The sequence below is a fragment of the Tardiphaga robiniae genome, from assembly GCF_001618955.1.
Lineage (GTDB): Bacteria > Pseudomonadota > Alphaproteobacteria > Rhizobiales > Xanthobacteraceae > Tardiphaga > Tardiphaga robiniae_A.
Window position 1 is genome coordinate 249880 of sequence record NZ_LVYV01000023.1, and the last position, 16181, is coordinate 266060.

20 protein-coding genes are annotated in these 16181 nt (G+C 58.8%); 7 read left to right on the forward strand and 13 right to left on the reverse strand.

Annotated features, from left to right (window positions below):
* Window positions 1-11: 11 nt before the first annotated feature.
* Entirely contained in the window at window positions 12-782 is a 771-nt protein-coding gene (locus A4A58_RS18745; RefSeq protein ID WP_068734830.1) for a LamB/YcsF family protein, read from the forward strand.
* A gap of 380 nt (window positions 783-1162) precedes the next feature.
* On the opposite strand, the gene A4A58_RS18750 is transcribed toward A4A58_RS18745, so the two are convergent.
* On the reverse strand, window positions 1163-3115 hold the full coding sequence (locus A4A58_RS18750; protein WP_068734832.1) for an FAD-binding monooxygenase: 1953 nt from the start codon (window positions 3113-3115) through the stop codon (window positions 1163-1165).
* Window positions 3116-3560: 445 nt separating this feature from the next.
* On the opposite strand from A4A58_RS18750, the gene A4A58_RS31670 reads away from it, so the two are divergent.
* The gene (locus A4A58_RS31670) at window positions 3561-3689 is read left to right on the forward strand and encodes a hypothetical protein (RefSeq protein ID WP_283804899.1); all 129 of its coding nucleotides are present in this window, start codon (window positions 3561-3563) and stop codon (window positions 3687-3689) included.
* Here the strand turns inward: A4A58_RS31670 and A4A58_RS18755 are convergent.
* The 3 genes from A4A58_RS18755 to A4A58_RS18765 all read right to left on the reverse strand — a co-directional run bounded on the left by A4A58_RS18755 (window position 3684) and on the right by A4A58_RS18765 (window position 6849).
* Window positions 3684-4607 (reverse strand): HpcH/HpaI aldolase/citrate lyase family protein, encoded by a 924-nt coding sequence (locus A4A58_RS18755; RefSeq protein WP_068734834.1) that lies wholly within the window; start codon window positions 4605-4607, stop codon window positions 3684-3686. The genes A4A58_RS31670 and A4A58_RS18755 overlap by 6 nt on opposite strands.
* Entirely contained in the window at window positions 4604-5758 is a 1155-nt protein-coding gene (locus A4A58_RS18760; RefSeq protein WP_086937083.1) for a CaiB/BaiF CoA transferase family protein, read from the reverse strand. The genes A4A58_RS18755 and A4A58_RS18760 overlap by 4 nt, the downstream gene beginning before the upstream one ends.
* Window positions 5759-5871: 113 nt before the next feature.
* A complete protein-coding gene (locus A4A58_RS18765) occupies window positions 5872-6849 on the reverse strand; it encodes a LysR substrate-binding domain-containing protein (protein ID WP_086937084.1) in 978 nt (325 codons plus the stop codon).
* A gap of 140 nt (window positions 6850-6989) precedes the next feature.
* On the opposite strand from A4A58_RS18765, the gene A4A58_RS18770 reads away from it, so the two are divergent.
* The gene (locus tag A4A58_RS18770) at window positions 6990-7952 is read left to right on the forward strand and encodes a Bug family tripartite tricarboxylate transporter substrate binding protein (protein ID WP_068734841.1); all 963 of its coding nucleotides are present in this window, start codon (window positions 6990-6992) and stop codon (window positions 7950-7952) included.
* Between the two features lie 258 nt (window positions 7953-8210).
* Here A4A58_RS18770 and A4A58_RS18775 read toward each other — a convergent pair whose 3' ends face one another.
* From A4A58_RS18775 to A4A58_RS18785, 3 genes are all read right to left on the reverse strand, one after another.
* Complete coding sequence (locus A4A58_RS18775; RefSeq protein WP_089266051.1) at window positions 8211-8471, reverse strand: hypothetical protein; 261 nt, start codon at window positions 8469-8471, stop codon at window positions 8211-8213.
* Between the two features lie 90 nt (window positions 8472-8561).
* On the reverse strand, window positions 8562-8837 hold the full coding sequence (locus A4A58_RS18780) for a hypothetical protein (RefSeq protein WP_068734844.1): 276 nt from the start codon (window positions 8835-8837) through the stop codon (window positions 8562-8564).
* 79 nt (window positions 8838-8916) lie between these two features.
* Complete coding sequence (locus tag A4A58_RS18785) at window positions 8917-9921, reverse strand: glycosyltransferase family 4 protein (RefSeq protein ID WP_068734846.1); 1005 nt, start codon at window positions 9919-9921, stop codon at window positions 8917-8919.
* 307 nt (window positions 9922-10228) lie between these two features.
* Here A4A58_RS18785 and A4A58_RS18790 point away from each other — a divergent pair, with 307 nt between their 5' ends.
* On the forward strand, window positions 10229-10432 hold the full coding sequence (locus tag A4A58_RS18790) for a hypothetical protein (RefSeq protein ID WP_068734848.1): 204 nt from the start codon (window positions 10229-10231) through the stop codon (window positions 10430-10432).
* A gap of 59 nt (window positions 10433-10491) precedes the next feature.
* Here A4A58_RS18790 and A4A58_RS30380 read toward each other — a convergent pair whose 3' ends face one another.
* Both A4A58_RS30380 and A4A58_RS30385 read right to left on the reverse strand, forming a co-directional pair.
* Window positions 10492-10788: a hypothetical protein gene (locus A4A58_RS30380; protein ID WP_139069882.1), complete on the reverse strand. Its 297-nt coding sequence runs from the start codon at window positions 10786-10788 to the stop codon at window positions 10492-10494.
* 1362 nt (window positions 10789-12150) lie between these two features.
* Window positions 12151-12366: a hypothetical protein gene (locus tag A4A58_RS30385; protein ID WP_139069883.1), complete on the reverse strand. Its 216-nt coding sequence runs from the start codon at window positions 12364-12366 to the stop codon at window positions 12151-12153.
* A gap of 539 nt (window positions 12367-12905) precedes the next feature.
* Between A4A58_RS30385 and A4A58_RS18805 the strand changes: the two genes are divergently transcribed.
* Both A4A58_RS18805 and A4A58_RS18810 read left to right on the forward strand, forming a co-directional pair.
* Window positions 12906-13244, forward strand: a complete 339-nt coding sequence (locus A4A58_RS18805) for a hypothetical protein (protein WP_068734854.1) — start codon at window positions 12906-12908, stop codon at window positions 13242-13244.
* The gene (locus A4A58_RS18810) at window positions 13241-13447 is read left to right on the forward strand and encodes a hypothetical protein (RefSeq protein WP_068734856.1); all 207 of its coding nucleotides are present in this window, start codon (window positions 13241-13243) and stop codon (window positions 13445-13447) included. The genes A4A58_RS18805 and A4A58_RS18810 overlap by 4 nt, the downstream gene beginning before the upstream one ends.
* Before the next feature lie 21 nt (window positions 13448-13468).
* On the opposite strand, the gene A4A58_RS18815 is transcribed toward A4A58_RS18810, so the two are convergent.
* Window positions 13469-13783, reverse strand: coding sequence for a hypothetical protein (locus tag A4A58_RS18815; RefSeq protein WP_068734858.1), 315 nt, complete (start codon window positions 13781-13783; stop codon window positions 13469-13471).
* A gap of 58 nt (window positions 13784-13841) precedes the next feature.
* On the reverse strand, window positions 13842-13973 hold the full coding sequence (locus A4A58_RS31675; RefSeq protein ID WP_256461247.1) for a hypothetical protein: 132 nt from the start codon (window positions 13971-13973) through the stop codon (window positions 13842-13844).
* 231 nt (window positions 13974-14204) lie between these two features.
* Here A4A58_RS31675 and A4A58_RS18820 point away from each other — a divergent pair, with 231 nt between their 5' ends.
* Window positions 14205-14408 (forward strand): cold-shock protein, encoded by a 204-nt coding sequence (locus A4A58_RS18820; protein WP_068734860.1) that lies wholly within the window; start codon window positions 14205-14207, stop codon window positions 14406-14408.
* Window positions 14409-14590: 182 nt separating this feature from the next.
* Here A4A58_RS18820 and A4A58_RS30825 read toward each other — a convergent pair whose 3' ends face one another.
* The gene (locus A4A58_RS30825; protein WP_158005705.1) at window positions 14591-14767 is read right to left on the reverse strand and encodes a hypothetical protein; all 177 of its coding nucleotides are present in this window, start codon (window positions 14765-14767) and stop codon (window positions 14591-14593) included.
* Between the two features lie 111 nt (window positions 14768-14878).
* Window positions 14879-16177 carry a glycoside hydrolase family 130 protein gene (locus tag A4A58_RS18830; protein ID WP_068734864.1) on the reverse strand — a complete coding sequence of 433 codons (1299 nt, stop codon included), beginning with the start codon at window positions 16175-16177 and terminating at the stop codon, window positions 14879-14881.
* Between the last annotated feature and the right edge of the window lie 4 nt (window positions 16178-16181).

The window sequence follows — 16181 nt, forward strand, 5'->3', positions numbered from 1 at the left end:
GGGAGGTACCAATGCCATCCGTCGATCTGAATTCCGATCTCGGCGAAGGTTTTGGCACTTATCGCTGTGGCGACGACGAGGCCATGCTTTCGATCGTCACGTCAGCCAATGTGGCATGCGGCCTTCATGCCGGCGATCCCGAGATCATGGCGCGGACCTTCGCCATCGCGCGCGAGCGCGGCGTCGCTGTCGGCGCCCATCCCGGATTTCCTGATCTCTGGGGCTTTGGTCGCCGCCGTCTGCCGTTCTCGACAGGCGAGATCGAGCGGCTTGTCGCCTACCAGATCGGTGCCGCCGCGGCACTCGCCGCCTATGCCGGTCATCGCATCACTTACGTGAAGACCCACGGTGCTCTCGGCAATATTGCCTGCGAGGAGCGCGATATCGCTGATGCGGTGGTCCGAGCGGTACGCGCGGTCGACCCCGGCCTTGCTTTGCTGGCGGTAGCGCTCACCGAACTGGTCGCTGCGGGCGATGCTGCAGGTCTTGACGTTTATCAGGAAATCTACGCCGACCGCGGCTACACCGAAACGGGGCAGTTGATCTCGCGCAGCCTGCCGGGCGCGATGATCGAGGACGCCGAGCAAGCGGCCGCGCGGGTGCTCGAGATGGTTGAGACGGGCACGGTCATTACCGCACGCGGGAAGCGTCTGCCAACGCCGATCCGCTCAATCTGCGTCCATGGCGATTCCGTTCACGCTGTTGCAACCGCGCGTCATCTTCGGGAGCGACTGGAGTACGCTGGCGTGACCCTGAAGCCTTTCGGATCAAATTCGAAATGACGCAGAGAACCGAGTCGGATTGCGCCGCGCCGTCCGCAAGCGCATCGCGATGGATGAGAGTGGTTTGCTGGCGCAATAGCGATAGAGGATTAGCGATCATTGGGCCCATTAGTTTAGTGACCGCTCCTCGCGCAAAGCGGTCGTTGAGGCGCGTTTAGATCTAGCTAGCTCCACTGGCTGGAGTTGGTCCAAATTTTCTCCTGATGGAGCTGACCGATCGAAATTGCTGTGCCTTCACGCGTGATGAGGCGCCGTACCCTTTATGCCGGGCCGCTTCTGGTTGGACGCGATTTGATGTCGTTTATCATCGCGATGCCGTCACGGCGGTCGATCAGGCAGGGACCGCAATTTCTAGTCCGTAGGGTCTCAAGCCCTGTTGTTCAACACGGCCTTATCAAAATTCGCTCGAAGTATGCAGCGAGTTGAGCGTGGCCGTTCAACGGAAGAACGTTGGCGATATATTGATCGGGACGAACAACGACCATGCAGCCCTGGTCGCGGTCAATGCCTCGCATCGTGAAGATATCGCGATCATCGCTGCTGTCTGCGCAGAAGATCTTCTCGTAATCCCGCAATCGATAGCGTCCTTTGCTTGGCAGCAGAAGGTGCGGCATGGCCTCGATGGCGAGGTTGCCGTGGCGTTGCTGGAAGACGACCCGCACATCGATGACGGAATCGATGTCGTCATCTGTCGGCGTGTATCGTCTCAGAGGAGACGCCTCGGCACTGGCGAGGAACTCGCAAAGGGCGCAAATGGCTGAGTCGGGCATCGCCGAATCCTCAAATCCGGCGAATGCAAAGATGCGCCAGCGCCCATCCGCTTTGATGGTGTGCCCAAGATGAATCGGCTTCGCGTCCGCGACACGGATCACCGGCGCGGAATGAAAGCGCATCCCGATCGTCAGTCCCGCGGCCAGGTGTTGATAAGTGGGTTCGGCGGTGAGAAGCGAGGGGCGGTAATGTGCGGCGGTTCCCGCGGTGTAACGCCCGTGCTGCACGAAATATCTTTGCGTCTCGGCGGGATCGAATTGCTTGGATTCGGGGTATGGTTTCGCATCTGTTCTTGAAGCCGAACTGATGACCTGCGCCCATTCACGATCGAAGTCGATCAATTCCTTCGCGATTTCGTGGCGCTCCGCGGAATAGGAGTGCAGAAGTGCGGGCGCGGATCGCTTGCGCAACACCGAAGCCAGCTTCCAGCCGAGATTGAAGCCATCCTGCATGGAGACGTTCATGCCTTGACCCGCTTTTGGGCTGTGGGTGTGACAGGCGTCGCCGGCGATGAACACGCGGGGCAGGCACGTGCTGTCTCCATCAGGCACATCGTCGAACTTGTCGCACAGGCGTTGGCCGATTTCGTAGACCGACCACCAGGGGACTTCCTTCACGTCCAACGTGTACGGCTTGAATATCCGCTGCGCCGCCGCGATGAGGTCGTCGGATGTGATTTTGCGGTCCGACACGCGTTCGCCGTGGTGAAGTTTGTCCATCTCGATATACAAGCGAAACAGATAGCCGCCTTCTCTCGGGATGATCAGCATGCTGCCGTGTTGGTCGGACTGGATCAGCGATTTGAAGCGGACGTCCGGAAAGTCGGTGACGGCCAGAAGATCCATGACGCCCCAGGCGTGATTTGCCGAGTCGCCGTGCAGAGTGCGTCCGATCGATCTACGCACGGTGCTGCGCGCTCCGTCGCAGCCGACCAGATAACGCGCCTTGATCGTCTCGGTCTTCCGTTCCTGATTGGGCATTAGCCACTCGAGGCGGGCTGTCACCGGATACTGCGGTGTCGTGTCTTTGGAGGCCGTACCGTCGACCGCAAGATCGATCAGGCGCCGGTTGTAGAACGGCCTCAATCCCGTTGGGGAATTGCTCATAACGTCCAGGTAGAAATCATGAACGCGCGCCTGGTTCAGCACCACATGCGGAAATTCCGACAAACCGTCCTCGGTATCTTGCACGCGCCCGCTTCGGATTATATTCTCCGGCTGCGCCTCATCGGGCTTCCAGAACATCGTCTCGTTGATCCAGCAGGCTTCCTTCAATACGCGCTCGCTGAATTCAAATGCCTCGAACATTTCCATCGTGCGGCAAGCGATTCCATCTGCCTGGCCTCGCAGCAGGGGTCCAGGCTTTTGTTCGACGATACAGGTCTTGATGTCCGCGAATTTGGATAATTGGGCTGCCAGCGTCAATCCGGCCGGACCGCATCCAATGATCAAAACGTCGACCTCGGCAGGAACAGTGCCAGAACTTCCTGCAGCGTCATGACGCTGCGCCCGATCAGAGATATGCGGATCACCGGGCTCAAAGCCGTTGAGATGAAACTGCATGGAACCTACCTGCGGGTCAGTATCGGGCACTCGGAGCCATCGCGAGCAGCTCGGGAAGTCTCTTCATGGGGTGGCGGGATGCGGGGGAGGGTGGACGGCGGTGGCGGAGAGCGATTTTTGGCATCGTGCCAAACCGAGGTGCCCCGCTCTTACCCTGGCCTCGCCAATCAGGCTGCCTTCCGATCGGAAAACAGTGCTCCTATGATAGTGGAGCAGCGGACCTACGCCACCAATGCCGAGCGCTCACGCCATCATACTGAGGACAAACAGCGGTTCGTTGTGTCGGTGGTTGCGTGTGATTCCCTCCCTGGGCACCATTGAGCTTTTAAGCCCTTGTTTTAAAGGCAAATCAGCAAGATCAAAGACTTAGCGCTACCCGTTCGGTACACACGGGTGGTACACATGATCCTTGCAATGAGTCGATAGCGCGGAAAGCCTGCAGCAGGTGTACGGCTGGCTGCTGTTGCATCCGGTCACGCTCGACGGGCTCGATGGCGGCACCCGGCGGGACGACGCTTTGACTGCCGACGATGTTCTGGCCCGTGTCCAGCCGCTGATCGCCGACACATTATGACGCGAAGCGAAGGATGCGCTCGGCCATTCTCACATTGGCGAGATCGATCATCCGGCCGTCCAGTGTCACGGCGCCATGCCCGTCCCGTTCGGCGGCGCGCATCGCTTCGATGACACGTTGCGCCGAGGCGATGTCGCTGGCGGACGGGACGAATGAGGACCGCGTTGGCTCGATCTGGTCGGGATGGATCAGCTGCTTGCCGTCATAGCCCATGCTTGCCGCCTTGACCGCAGAGCCGAGCGTGCCTTGGTTGTCCCGGAATGCGCCAAAAGGCCCGTCGATCGCCCTCAGCTGGAAGGCGCGCGCCGCGATCAGAATCCGCATCATCGGATAGGCGAAGAGGTCGAGCGCTGTTTCCCGGTGCTCCTCCGCGGCGGAAGCGACGTGCCTGTAGTCGCGCGGGGACAATCCGATCTCGTCGCTGCGCGCGCCGATCGAGGCGCTGAAATCGCCGACACCGAAATGCAGCGCGGCGACCGTCGCATGCGCAGCGGCGAGGGCATCGACATTGACCACGCCGAGCGCCGTTTCGATCAGGAGGTCGAGCTCCAGCGGATGGTCCCGGCCGCCGCGATGCTGCGATAGCCGCTCGCCGATGCCGATCACATCGACCACGCGTTCCGCTTTCGGTAGCAAGACGGCGTCCAGTCTTGCGAGGCCGGACAGTTTTTCGACTTCCTCCGCGATGGACGGGCTGTCGATCGCATTGATGCGAACCGTGACGGTCTTCTGCCCCCAGTCCAGCCGCGTGATGGCATCGATCGCCGTCCGCAAGGCGGCGTTCTTTTCGCCGACGGGGACAGCGTCTTCGAGATCGAGAAACACGGCGTCCGCCGTAGATCCCGCGGCGCGCTCGACCATGCGTTCGCGATGCGCCGGTACGGCAAGATAGGTACGCGTCAGTCGAGGGGCGGTCATGGGCGGGCTCGTTCTCGGAGTTCGGAGAGGATCGCGTCGGTGTGCTGCCCGACCGCGGGGACCGGACCCATCTGCGGCGTCAGGCCGGGGATCGTGATGGCCGGGAGATAGCTGGTGACAGCGCCATTCGGCGTACCGACATTGACGACGCGATGACGGCTATGCAGTTGCGGGTGATCGATAAATTCCTCGACGCTGTTGAGGCGCGCATTGGCGATCGAGGCCTCCTCTAACTGGGCCAGCAACTGGTCGCTGGTGGTGCCGGCAATGCGGCTTTCGATCAGACGTTCGAGCTCATCGCGGTTGGTCATGCGATCCGGATTGGTCACGAATCGCGGATCGCTGGCGAGATCGGCATCGCCGAGTACATTCGTACAGAGCGACAGCCATTCGCGTTCATTCTGGATTCCGAAGAACACGGTCTTGCCGTCGCCGGCGCGAAATGGACCGTAGGGCGCGATCGTGGCGTGGCGCATGCCGGTCCGTTTCAGCGGCTTTCCGGCGCCCGCTGTATAGAGCGAGGGATAGCTCATCCATTCGGTCATCGCATCGAACAGCGATACCTCGAAGGCGGTGCCGCGCCCGGTGCGTTCGCGCGCATAGAGCGCCATCAGAACGCCGTTCAGCACATACATGCCGGTGGCGATATCCGCGATGGCGATGGCGCCCTTGGCGGGATGGTCTTCCGAACCGTTGATCGAGAGCAGGCCGGTCTCGCATTGCACCAGCAGGTCATAGGCCTTCTTGTCACTATACGGCCCGCCCGATCCGTAGCCGGAGATGTCGCAGGCGATCAGGCGGGGAAAGCGCTCAACCAGCGCCTTGGCATCCAGCCCGAGCCGCTGCGCCGCTCCCGGCGCCAGGTTCTGCAGAAAGACGTCGGCGCCGGCGAGCAGGCTTTCCAGCGCGTCGCGGTCCTGCGGCTGCTTAATGTCGAGCGCCAGGCTTTCCTTCGACCGGTTGGTCCAGACAAACTGGCTCGACATGCCGTTCAGGACGAAGTCGTAATCCCTGCAGAAATCGCCGCGTCCCGGCCGCTCGATCTTGATAACGCGGGCGCCCCAATCCGCCAGATGTCGGCTGGCCAAGGGCGCAGCAATCGCCTGTTCGAGCGATACCACGGTGACGCCCGACAGGGGCAAGGCGCGCATTTCTTGGTCCATCTGCTGTCCCGACAGTTTTGCTCCGCGCACTCTTAACCGCGTCGGTGCACACAGGGGCATACTGGTTTGCCATCGCAGGTATAGGCTGAACCAATAGCGAGTCAGTCAGTGGCCTTGTCCCAGATCGCCGCATGTTCGCGCGCCAGCGTGCGGATGGTCTCCTCCGCGGCCAGTGCGGCCGCGGTCTGCGGAATGCCGGTGGGCAAGCAGAGTCCCACGGTGCGATTGATTGCGGGGTTCACCAGCCGTCTCGACAGGATGGGTGTTTCCGCGACCCGGGCGACCCCGGAGGAGTTGATCGTCGCGGCGGTGCCGTTGCGCACGAGTTTCATCATAACCGGCAGGGAGTCGATGTCGGACATCACATTCAGTGGCACGCCGGCTTCCGAGAACGCTTGCTCGACGAGAAGGCGCAGCCCGTTGGTTCTGTCCGGAAGGACCATCGGGACATCGGCCAGGGATGCGAGATCGCAGGTCGTCGCTTCGGGATCGCCTATACCGGGGGCGCCGAATACGGACAATTGTTCGGTAAACAGCGGCCTGACGGTCATGCCCGGTGCGTCGGAGCCGCGAAACAGAATGGCCATGTCAAGGCGGCCATTGGCCAGCAACTCGTTGAGATAGCCGCTGAAACTCTCGAAGAGCTGGAGCTTCACGCCGGGATGGTCGTGCCGCAGGCGCTCCACCAGCGGCACGGCGAGCACCGAAGCGATGCTGGTGGGAAGGCCGACGGCCACGGGTCCGACGGCGCCGCTGCCCTCGTCAGCAATGTCGGCCGCGAGCTCTTGCATCTGTCGCAACACGATGCGGGCATGACGATACAGTTTGGCGCCCGCATCGGTCGGCTTCACGCCCGTCGCGCTACGCAGCAGAAGCGGCACGCCCAGGTCGTGCTCCATCGCGGCGATCTGCTGGCTCAGCGAGGGCTGCGACACCGCGAGCAGCACCGCAGCCTTCGACAGGCTGCCCATGTCGACCACGTTGACGAAATAGCGAAGCTGTCTCAGTTCCAAGGCATCGATCCAGTGAAGATGCGGGCAAGTTGGTTTCCTTACACCGAACCGCACTTCGCTGGCCATTGCCGACGGCGGCGATGCGGCCGGTGTCCGATCTTATACCCCTCAGAGCAACAGCCTATGGGACGGGCCCCGGCGAGTATGCCAGAAGGACAACAAAGGCGCGCCAAGCGCCCATCGGCAAATATCAAGGGGGGCTCCACGTGCGCTGTCTGTTTATTGCACTGCTTTGGATCGCAGCTTCGCTCACGTCGGCGCGGGCGGACAACTATCCGGACCGCCCGATCACGCTGGTCGTGCCCTATGCGGCCGGTGGCACCACGGACGTGCTGGCTCGCATTCTCGCCAAGGCGCTCGCCGCCGAACTCAAACAGACAGTGATCGTCGAGAATGTCGGCGGCGCCGGCGGCACGATTGGCACCCAGCGCGTGGTTCGGGCCAAACCCGATGGCTACACGCTCAATTTCGGCAATATGGGCTCTATGGCGGCGATCGTGCCACTGTACCCGAATCTGGGCTTCGATCCGCGCAAGGACCTGACCGGCATCGGCGTGTTTGCGAATGTCCCGATGATGCTTTCGGTCAGCAAAAAGAGCGGCATCGAGAATCTGAGCCAATTGGTCGAGCGCCTCAAGGTGCCGAACAACCGCATCACCTTCGGGCAATCCGGGGCGGGTTCGACCGCGCAGCTCGCCGCAGCGATGTTGCTCTATCTGACGCAGACCAACGCGATGCTGGTGCCCTATCGGGGCTCGGGGCCTGCCATCCAGGATTTGATCGCTGGCAATATCGATGCGGTGATCGACCAAACCGTCACTATGATTCCGGCGCATCAGAACGGGCTGGTGCGGGCCATCGGCGTCACCGGGCCGCAGCGACTGGTGCAGGCGCCCGACGTGCCGACCTTCGTCGAAAGCAATCTGCCGAAATTCGATCTGCAGGTGTGGAATGCGCTGGCGGCCCCTGCCGGCACGCCGCCCGAAGTGATCGCCAGATTGGAAGCGGCGCTCGCCAAGTCGCTCGAAAATGAAGACGTCAAGGCGCGCTTCGCCGAACTGGCGGCGCAGGCGCCATCTGCGCAAGGCCGCACGGCCCTGCAGCAACTCATCAACTCGGAGGTCGACCGCTGGTCGATCATCGTGAAGGAAGCGAAGCTCGAACCCTGACACGCGCGAGATGACTTTATCTCTCGCGAGATCGCAGCATGGCTAGGCGGGATCGATGACTATCTCGAGGTTAAGTGTCTTTGCATGGGCGGATCTGATTGGCGCCGCTGAGCCCAAATGCGCGCCCGCGAGCACCTTAACGTCACGCTTAGGCACTAAGTTATTTTGAGTTGGACAGGCCGCTTGTGGCGCAGAGCGGATATCAAAAACGTCGAACCGGAGTATTCGCGTTACGCTTCACTAGCAGATTAGGCGAGCTCAGTTGGTCTTGAGGTTGTAGAGCTTGCGCAGTCTTTCTTGCGTGCCGTCAATCGCGCGGACTGTATTGAGCTCTGCGGTGAGCCTCAATTGCACGTCGGCCGCTCGGTGAAGTGAGAGAATGCCCCAGTTCGTCTCAAAGCGAGGGTCTGCGATCTCGTCAATGATCACGGCCGTGACGTCTTCGCACCCGTAGCAACTGCGGATTTGCAGCAATGCCGCATGTTCGAGGTCGTGTCTGGAGAGTAGCGACTTCGCCATAGTGGGTATCCCTTGCGTAATCGCTTGAGCCAATTCGAAGACGAGATTTTGCCTTTGCATTGCAGAAACGGCAAGTATGGCAGGCGACTCTTAAATCATCACCAGCTTGATCTCACCGTCGTTGGCTGCAACCAGTTCCATCTGCTCGCGTGCCATTTTCTCGATCAGTGGCCTGTTGGCGTGGAAGTACCTTTTGGCCTGATCTTTGGTTGGAAACTTGGTCGTCAGGGTACACGCAATCCGGCGGTTGCCGTGTCTTATGTCGAACGCCACGCGCTGAAAGTCATCAGGCGCCTGAACCTGTGTCGAAATAGCAATCATGTTTGGATCCATAAAGCTCGACGAAAGCCCGAACTCCAGGAACATTACGACGTCTATGTGTTCAATGTATGTGGATGAGGGTGGCAAACAGCCTGAAGACGATCTCGCTCCCGCTGCGGTTCGGTTATCCTAGGATAGATTGGTATAGAGCCAGGTAGCGATCTGCCATTCTATCGACGGTAAAGTGCTCGGAAACGGCTGCCCGGCAGGCGCGTCTATCCAGTTCACCAATACGCTCAACGGCTTGAACGGCTTCGAGGGCGCTATTGACCAGGAAACCTGTCACGCCATCTGTGATCAATTCAGGCATCGATCCGCGGTTGCGCGCGATCACGGGTGTTCCGCAGGCAAGCGCCTCAACGACTGATAGTCCGAATGGTTCGTCGAAATTGATCAGGTGAAGCAATGCCCGTGCGGATCCCAGAACGCGTGTCCGCTGCAAACCTCCGACCGGACCGAGATAAGTCGTCGACTGCCCTAGTGCTGGTGCCACATGGCGTCGATAGTACTCCGAATCTTGAACAATACCGGCCATGATGAGATGGCGGCCCGCCGCTTTGGCCGTTGCTATCGCTTCCGCAGCCCCTTTATCGGGATGAATGCGACCGAAGAATAGAAGGTCATCGCTGCCACGCGGATCGAAGGGAAATTCGTCAATCGGAATGCCGTGATATATCGTCGCCGCATAGCGAAGGTCGGGGTGGCGATTGGCGTCGCTGATTGCGACGTAATGGACACGATCCTCGTATTCCTTGAAAACCGGAACAATACGGGCCGATGAAAAGCCGTGAATGGTTGTGACGATTGGCGTGTCGACAAGGCGAGAGAAGCCCAGCGGTACAAAATCTGCCTGATTGTGGATGATGTCGAATTCGCCGGCCCGCTCAAAGACATTTGCAACATGCAGGAGTTCCCACGCCTTGGCGTCGAGCGACGAGTCCTCGGAGTATGGCGCCGGGACGACACCGGCGAGATTTCCCGACGTCAAACTGTCCTTCGTGGCGAACAGTGTGACGTCAACGCCCCGCACGAGCAGCGCCTCCGTAAGCAAGCTCGTCACGAGTTCCCACGGGCCGTAGTGCCGGGGAGGAGTTCGCCAGGATATGGGTGCTAACATCGCGACGCGCATCGTGTTTAGCCTCGCAGGATGGATGGCGGACAATCTAGCCACGTCAATCCGGGCACGGCGATGTATGGCCGAGGGGGTGGTTGAAAGGCCCGCTGTAAATTGGATTGACGCGACGACTCAGGAGCGCATGGTGAATGTCACCGATGACTGGTTCGATAGTGTCATCACCGCTGCAGAATGAGAGGCGCTCCGCCCGTCATCTGTCAAGAGCATGCGCGCCGACCGCTGCAGAACGGCGCGCGGCGCTTTTAGATAAACAGGCAGGAAGCGACCTTTTGTAAATGCTGTTTCGAAAGTGAGGCTCGACATGGTGGCTATGTATCGCCAACCAAACCTGGAAGTCATCGTCACTCCACATCCCCTGCTTTTCTGGGAATGGCAGGTGCAGGACAATGGTGATCTGTTCAACAGTGGCTTTAGCAGCACGCGATGGAAGGCACGTTACGATGGAAACGCGGCGCTTTTCGAGGTCCTGGCAGCCGGATTTTACTCTGAGCCTCTGTTTGACTGATTGTTAAAAGTGCCGCAACGCGTTCTTGCCAGAGACCCATATCCTAGTGTGTTACTGCGCTAGCGCGGTTCTTCAATGGGCGCCCAGTGCGTGGGGGCAATCCGGGTGACGTTGACGCATCCTGCTTCAGCCAGGGTAATGATCCAGTCGCCATCGTTCCACCATGCGCGGCAGGCGGTTCGCATCTTTTCCGCCTCCGATTCCATGGCATGATCCGAATTGTCATCGTATCCGCCAGCCAGGAATATTGGCGTTCCGTCTTTCGGTGCGGTGTCTATAGATTGCCAATTCAACGGTTCATGCCTTTCAGTGGTGGGCGAAATAAAAGTGATGTTTGCCTGAAGCGATGACGACATGCCGCGCTCACATTTTACGTTGATTTTGCGACAACGTGGGGTGGACGTCGGTGTTTGAAGGCTGAGATGCAGAGAATTCCTTTTTCGGCTTCGTCGGCAAGAAGCATAAGCAGCCGGTATACCTCGGGACTGCTTTGGGCGGCTGCCAAATGTCTGTACCGGGCGGCACGCGTAGTGTTCATGTAAATGCCGTCGTCAAATGCTGCGTGTCTGCCAGCCTGATGGCGGTCATGTGGTCGTCCGAGTGACTGGCTGCGAAGCGATAATAGCATCGAGTGCTGCTCTACCGAGTTGTCGCGCTTCATCTTCGTAAAGCGGTGATGGCATGTCGCCCATCGTATCCCAGGTCTCTCTGATTGCCCTCGTCGCAACCTCGACCGCTGCATCATATTCGGACTGCTCGTTACATCTGGCGTGCTGCGGCTTGCGTTGAAAGTAATCCACGGTACTGAATTCCGGCTCCGACATTGAGAAACCCTCTCAAGTTGAGATCGCGTAAGCTTTTCTTCCGTTAAGCTGAGGGCTTGGCGTCAAGCAGATTGTCGCGCGTTCTGGCTGGAGCGCTCTAGTCTCGGCGAATAACGACAGCACCAATAACAAGAAGAGCTAAAAAGACCGGCAGTAGTATTGCGGGCACAAGGCAATCCCGGAATCGATCTTCCGATACTCTGACATGATCGCCCCCTTGTTGAGGCGGGAGCGGGGCTCTCGGTCATCGCTAAAAGCCGAAGTCCTCACGGCGATGATTGAATCTTAGGCGTTCCGGTCGGAAATTACGAATGGAAGATATTATTTTGGAAGCACGAATTGTGTCGCTGCCAAAGCGCAGATCGTGAGTTAGTAGCTGGATTACTGGATAGGTCTTCACACTTCCGGAGTCTGTAGCCGATGCTTCTTCGCATCTGCGATTAGTTGCAGTTGTCCGGCTTTTCGCATGGCAAGCGTTCGTTCGTCTCCGTGAGGGAGTTGAGCAGCTGCCGCAAGCGCGATCATCGCGGCTTGCTCAGCTTCAAGGTGAGAAGCTTTCACCGTCCGGACCTGTGTTGCTTGCGATTCCAAAGTATATTCGCAGGTGGACATGGTACTCCCGAAACATTGGGCGGGAGCGCGACCGAACTCTCTGTCACCGGTGAATGCCTAAGGACGGGCGATGATGCGGTGCAGTAGATTCCCTTTATGTTCGGGAGTCGACCTAATTCGAAGGTTCTGATTTGTCGCCGGAATCGCTGAGGTCAATCCACCGGATTGCCTGTGCCTTGGATGGCTGCTTCAGGAAAATAGGGGATGCCTACCGGTACATGCGACTGCGATATGGCGGGATTGAAGAAAGTCGGATGTCGTCGTGCGGGTCTGCGTCCGGCTCTAGGCCGAGCGGCGCAGACGATATTTTCTGTCGACGACAGGTGGCGTTGCAATGAGCTTTACAGTCCACTTTGCTGCCGATGCATCCATCACGACAGATCTCACCGATCCCGTGACTGTCTGACCGTTCAGCTGAAGTGCGCGCGGCAGCCCGTGATATTGAGCCAGACGAGCTCGTCTGGCCTCGACGAGGTCCGTGATTTCGATGACCTGCATCTGCGACTCCAGAGTTGGCGCGGTACGCTCGACAAGACCCGCGCTACAGGACGGGTAGCATCGTATGGTTAATGAAATGCGTCAGATCGTCTTCAGCAGTTCCGATGCTGAAGGCAAGTCAGCGGGCGGGATTGCCATCCAGACTTTGGGACCCCGTATGAGCGCTCGCGGCCCTTCATTGTCGCAGATGAGCCACTCGGTTTCGTCCCAAATGACAAGGCACGGAAATGCCTGAGGCAGTTTGTCCTTGTTTCCGCGTATCCATGTTCCACCCGCAACGATGATCCTTTCATCGTCCTTCGGTGCGGTGCTGATTGGTTGCCACCCGTCGCCCATTTGATCGCCCCTTTGTCTGCGTCTCAGTGCGACTCAAACGCGAGGCCGCAACGTCCAGTTAAAGCGTGCAGACCTTGGCTGCCACATGAAACTTGCTCCCGATTGGCAGGCAGTTAGGCGATTACGGAAGGGCTGTGCATCAAGTCGCATAGTGTCGCGACGAATTTGATTGACCGTCACGGGCATAGGCGCATGGTTCCACCATGGCCTTCAATTTCACCTCCGACGTCAAATCCAAGCAAAAAGATTGCTGGCTAATTCTGAACTTCAGCGGAGAGGAGATTTCCCTGTCGTTCGACGATGCAATCGAGCTTAAGATCCAAATCAATCACGTCCTGGAAACGGGAACTCCCAACGAACGGAAGATCGTGAGCGAAGCTGACAGCTGGTCGGCGCTGTGTGTGCCAAATGCGGGCGGTTTCGGGGTTGCCTTTGTCCTGTCGGCGACGTCGACGATAAAACTATGGCTGGATGCCAGGCAGGCCGAGCGCTTTTCTGCAGAGCTTCAGACGTTTATCGATCTGGTTGGGAGTCGGAGTTGAAGGGCTTCTGGCATGGCTATGTCGAACTGATATTGGCCGGCGTGACGTACGAAGCCAGTTACGACATCCTGGATGGCATGGTTCAATTGACCATTGGCCAGTTGATCGTGGTCGCAGAACCGCTGCCGGGTGCGACGTATGAGGAAAGTGCGCTCTACGCTTTGGAACAGTTCGCGACCGGAAAAATCGTCGCGCGGGGCTAGAGCCGCTCCCCGGGTGCTGGGTCAGCTCGCTGCCACTTCGCCTGCTTTTGTCGTCTCATAGGCAATGTCTGTCTTGTTCATGACGAGGGGTGATAGCCACCCGAGATCGACAAGGCGCTGGTATTTGCTGCGATCGATATTGCCAGCCGTATATTTTGCGCCGCCGTGCAGGACGATCTCACGGATCAGTTCCAGGTCTTCATGTGTCATGATTGCTCCATCTGGCATGATCGCCGATGCGCGTCGGAGCGCCCCGGAAGGGGATTGAACATTTGATTGAATTTGACGGTTCTCGATCGCTGCGAGCGCAGTAGCGCGGTCGAACGCATAGATCATGCGCCGGGCGCCAGTGGCCTCAGATGCCGCAGCTATGCTGACGATGCGCTCTGTTCGACTATTTCTTTCGGGGCTTTTCCGCCTCGGGGTGCATCAGGCCCTTCATGGTCGGGGCTGCTGCGATCGTCTTGGCCTTGTCCTTCTTGGGCTTCTTTACTTCGCGATTGTTCCGTTGTTCGCCTTTGGCCATGGTTTCGTCCTCCGCCCGCACTGGGCTTCAGTGACATTAGCACGTCGGTTGGGTTTCCCGGAGATTATGTTGCCTAAAGCCGCTGTCGCATCACGGCAGTGCGGACGGATGACCGCCACCCGTCGTCCAGGCAGCAGACAGCCGCATCAATTCAGGAGATGGAAGTTTGCTTGATTGACTCCTCCCTGAATTCAGGGTTGCTATCGTTCAGAGACAACCGGGAGAACTGAAGTGACCACTGGCGTAGTAAAATGGTTCAATGCGACGAAGGGCTTCGGCTTTATCCAGCCGGACGATGGCAGCAAAGACGTCTTTGTTCACATCTCGGCCGTCGAGAAGGCGGGGCTGAGCACTTTGAATGAAGGGGCCAAGGTCAGCTTCGAGGAAGTGGCCAACCGTGGCAAGACGTCGGCAGAAAACCTGCGGGTTGGCTGATCGGGCCTTTTTTGCCTGGCGCCGCAAGTCTGGTGGCGCCCGGCTGTCGCCCAAATGACCACATAACTGGTAGCCCGTCGGACTTGTCCCGGCGGGCGTTTCGCGATGATTTCAGCGGCCGGTTGGTGTCGCGTCGGCTTTCGCGAATGATGGTCAGGAAAGCTCGTTGGGGCTAAGTAAATTCAGGCGGCCGTGCAGCTATCCATATCGTTGTGCATGATTGTCTGGCTGGCGCGACTATCCCATTTGACCGTGACGCTGCTCCAGTCCTTGGCGATGACGGTGCCAAAGTCATCTTTATCGTTCTTCCAAAAGACTGTCGTTCCAAGAACGAGCGCCCTTGATTTTTCGCCGGTCATTATGCGTCTCCCAAGAGTTCTATCTGCCGTCTGGTAGGTGCCGGTCACGGATGAGCTGGGTATGCTGAGAAGCCGCGTCCGATTGCCTCTACGGTAAAGCTAAGTCAGCTCTTATTTGTCCATCGCTGCGAGCAGGCTTCTTATATCGATCGTCGCGATGTTCGAGTAACTGTCCGAAATCGCATATGGGAAGATAATTTGATCGCCATGCCGCATTGCGCCGCATGTATAGACGACGTTCGGCACATATCCTTCGCGCTCGGACGGCGCAGGTCGAAGTAGCGGTTCGTCCAGGCGCCCCAGCACCTTCGTCGGGTCGTTTTTGTCGAGCAGTGCTGCTCCTATCGAATATTTGCGGACCGGGCCGACACCGTGTGTCAGCAATAGCCAGCCCTCATCTAATTCGATAGGTGAGCCGCAGTTGCCAATTTGAACGAACTCCCAAGGGGCGGCAGGCTTCAGGATCGGCGTGCCGCCATCCCATGTATAAAGATCATCCGAATAGATCAGGTAGAGGTTTTCATTGTCTTGCCGCGCGATCATCGCGAACCGCCCGTCGATCTTCCGGGGGAAAAGTGCCATGCCCTTGTTGTGTGACGCGTTACCTCGCATGGCCGAAAGACGAAACGAGACGAAGTCGGATGTTTCGATGATCTCGGAGCGGATCGCCCTGCCGTTATAGGCTGTGTATGTGGCGTAATAGACCGTTCGCTCCGAATGCTCGAATTTCACGAAGCGCGCATCCTCGATGCCGTTCGATTGCGACTCCGTAATCGGAAAAATGACCCGCTCGCTGATATCCTCGCTGCTGCGGAACGTGACGGCGACATCCTCGCCGCCAGGCCCGGACCCGAGGCGTTGCACTGTTGGATTTGATGCGAGGCGTGCGGTCGGATCGATGCTGACGGTCCCGTCGTTGTCCACAAGGCCTGTGCGAAATGTCAGGGATGAGACGTGGCCTTCTCCGACGGCGCGCAGGCTGAGGATGAAGCGCAGGGCGCCGGCTGCCGTTCCCGATTGATCGGGGTGCGGCACGATGCTCGGATTGAAGAGTGCTGACGCTTCAAACGAGTATTCGCTCAGGAAATAAGCGCCGATCAATTGACGCTGAATCGTCGTGAACTGGCTATGGTCATGGAACGCATCTTCCATTTCGTCGGCGCGGGCCTCGAACGTCTGAAGCAAATTCCGGTGGCGACCCATAAAATTTTCGAGCACGTCGGCCAACTGGTGTTCTGCCTGCTCAGGATGGAGCGCAAGGATCCGGTCGACAATATGATTGGCGCGCGTTTTCTCGGTCGGATTGAGATCGCGTGGATCAGTCGCAGGTCTGAACGGTCGTACGATAACTCGGGACGCATCGGGCCGGAGATAGAGCGCCTGGCGATTCAGTATGGGAGATGAGGGCAAAAGG

What these genes read in the sequence shown, in the direction of transcription:
- A4A58_RS18745 (WP_068734830.1), top strand. Translation starts at nt 12, where the DNA reads ATGCCATCCGTCGATCTGAATTCCGATCTCGGCGAAGGTTTTGGCACT.
- A4A58_RS18750 (WP_068734832.1), bottom strand. Translation starts at nt 3,115, where the DNA reads ATGCAGTTTCATCTCAACGGCTTTGAGCCCGGTGATCCGCATATCTCT.
- A4A58_RS18755 (WP_068734834.1), bottom strand. Translation starts at nt 4,607, where the DNA reads ATGACCGCCCCTCGACTGACGCGTACCTATCTTGCCGTACCGGCGCAT.
- A4A58_RS18760 (WP_086937083.1), bottom strand. Translation starts at nt 5,758, where the DNA reads ATGCGCGCCTTGCCCCTGTCGGGCGTCACCGTGGTATCGCTCGAACAG.
- A4A58_RS18765 (WP_086937084.1), bottom strand. Translation starts at nt 6,849, where the DNA reads ATGGCCAGCGAAGTGCGGTTCGGTGTAAGGAAACCAACTTGCCCGCAT.
- A4A58_RS18775 (WP_089266051.1), bottom strand. Translation starts at nt 8,471, where the DNA reads ATGGCGAAGTCGCTACTCTCCAGACACGACCTCGAACATGCGGCATTG.
- A4A58_RS18780 (WP_068734844.1), bottom strand. Translation starts at nt 8,837, where the DNA reads ATGTTCCTGGAGTTCGGGCTTTCGTCGAGCTTTATGGATCCAAACATG.
- A4A58_RS18785 (WP_068734846.1), bottom strand. Translation starts at nt 9,921, where the DNA reads ATGCGCGTCGCGATGTTAGCACCCATATCCTGGCGAACTCCTCCCCGG.
- A4A58_RS18790 (WP_068734848.1), top strand. Translation starts at nt 10,229, where the DNA reads ATGGTGGCTATGTATCGCCAACCAAACCTGGAAGTCATCGTCACTCCA.
- A4A58_RS30380 (WP_139069882.1), bottom strand. Translation starts at nt 10,788, where the DNA reads ATGTCGTCATCGCTTCAGGCAAACATCACTTTTATTTCGCCCACCACT.
- A4A58_RS30385 (WP_139069883.1), bottom strand. Translation starts at nt 12,366, where the DNA reads ATGCAGGTCATCGAAATCACGGACCTCGTCGAGGCCAGACGAGCTCGT.
- A4A58_RS18805 (WP_068734854.1), top strand. Translation starts at nt 12,906, where the DNA reads ATGGCCTTCAATTTCACCTCCGACGTCAAATCCAAGCAAAAAGATTGC.
- A4A58_RS18815 (WP_068734858.1), bottom strand. Translation starts at nt 13,783, where the DNA reads ATGATCTATGCGTTCGACCGCGCTACTGCGCTCGCAGCGATCGAGAAC.
- A4A58_RS31675 (WP_256461247.1), bottom strand. Translation starts at nt 13,973, where the DNA reads ATGGCCAAAGGCGAACAACGGAACAATCGCGAAGTAAAGAAGCCCAAG.
- A4A58_RS30825 (WP_158005705.1), bottom strand. Translation starts at nt 14,767, where the DNA reads ATGACCGGCGAAAAATCAAGGGCGCTCGTTCTTGGAACGACAGTCTTT.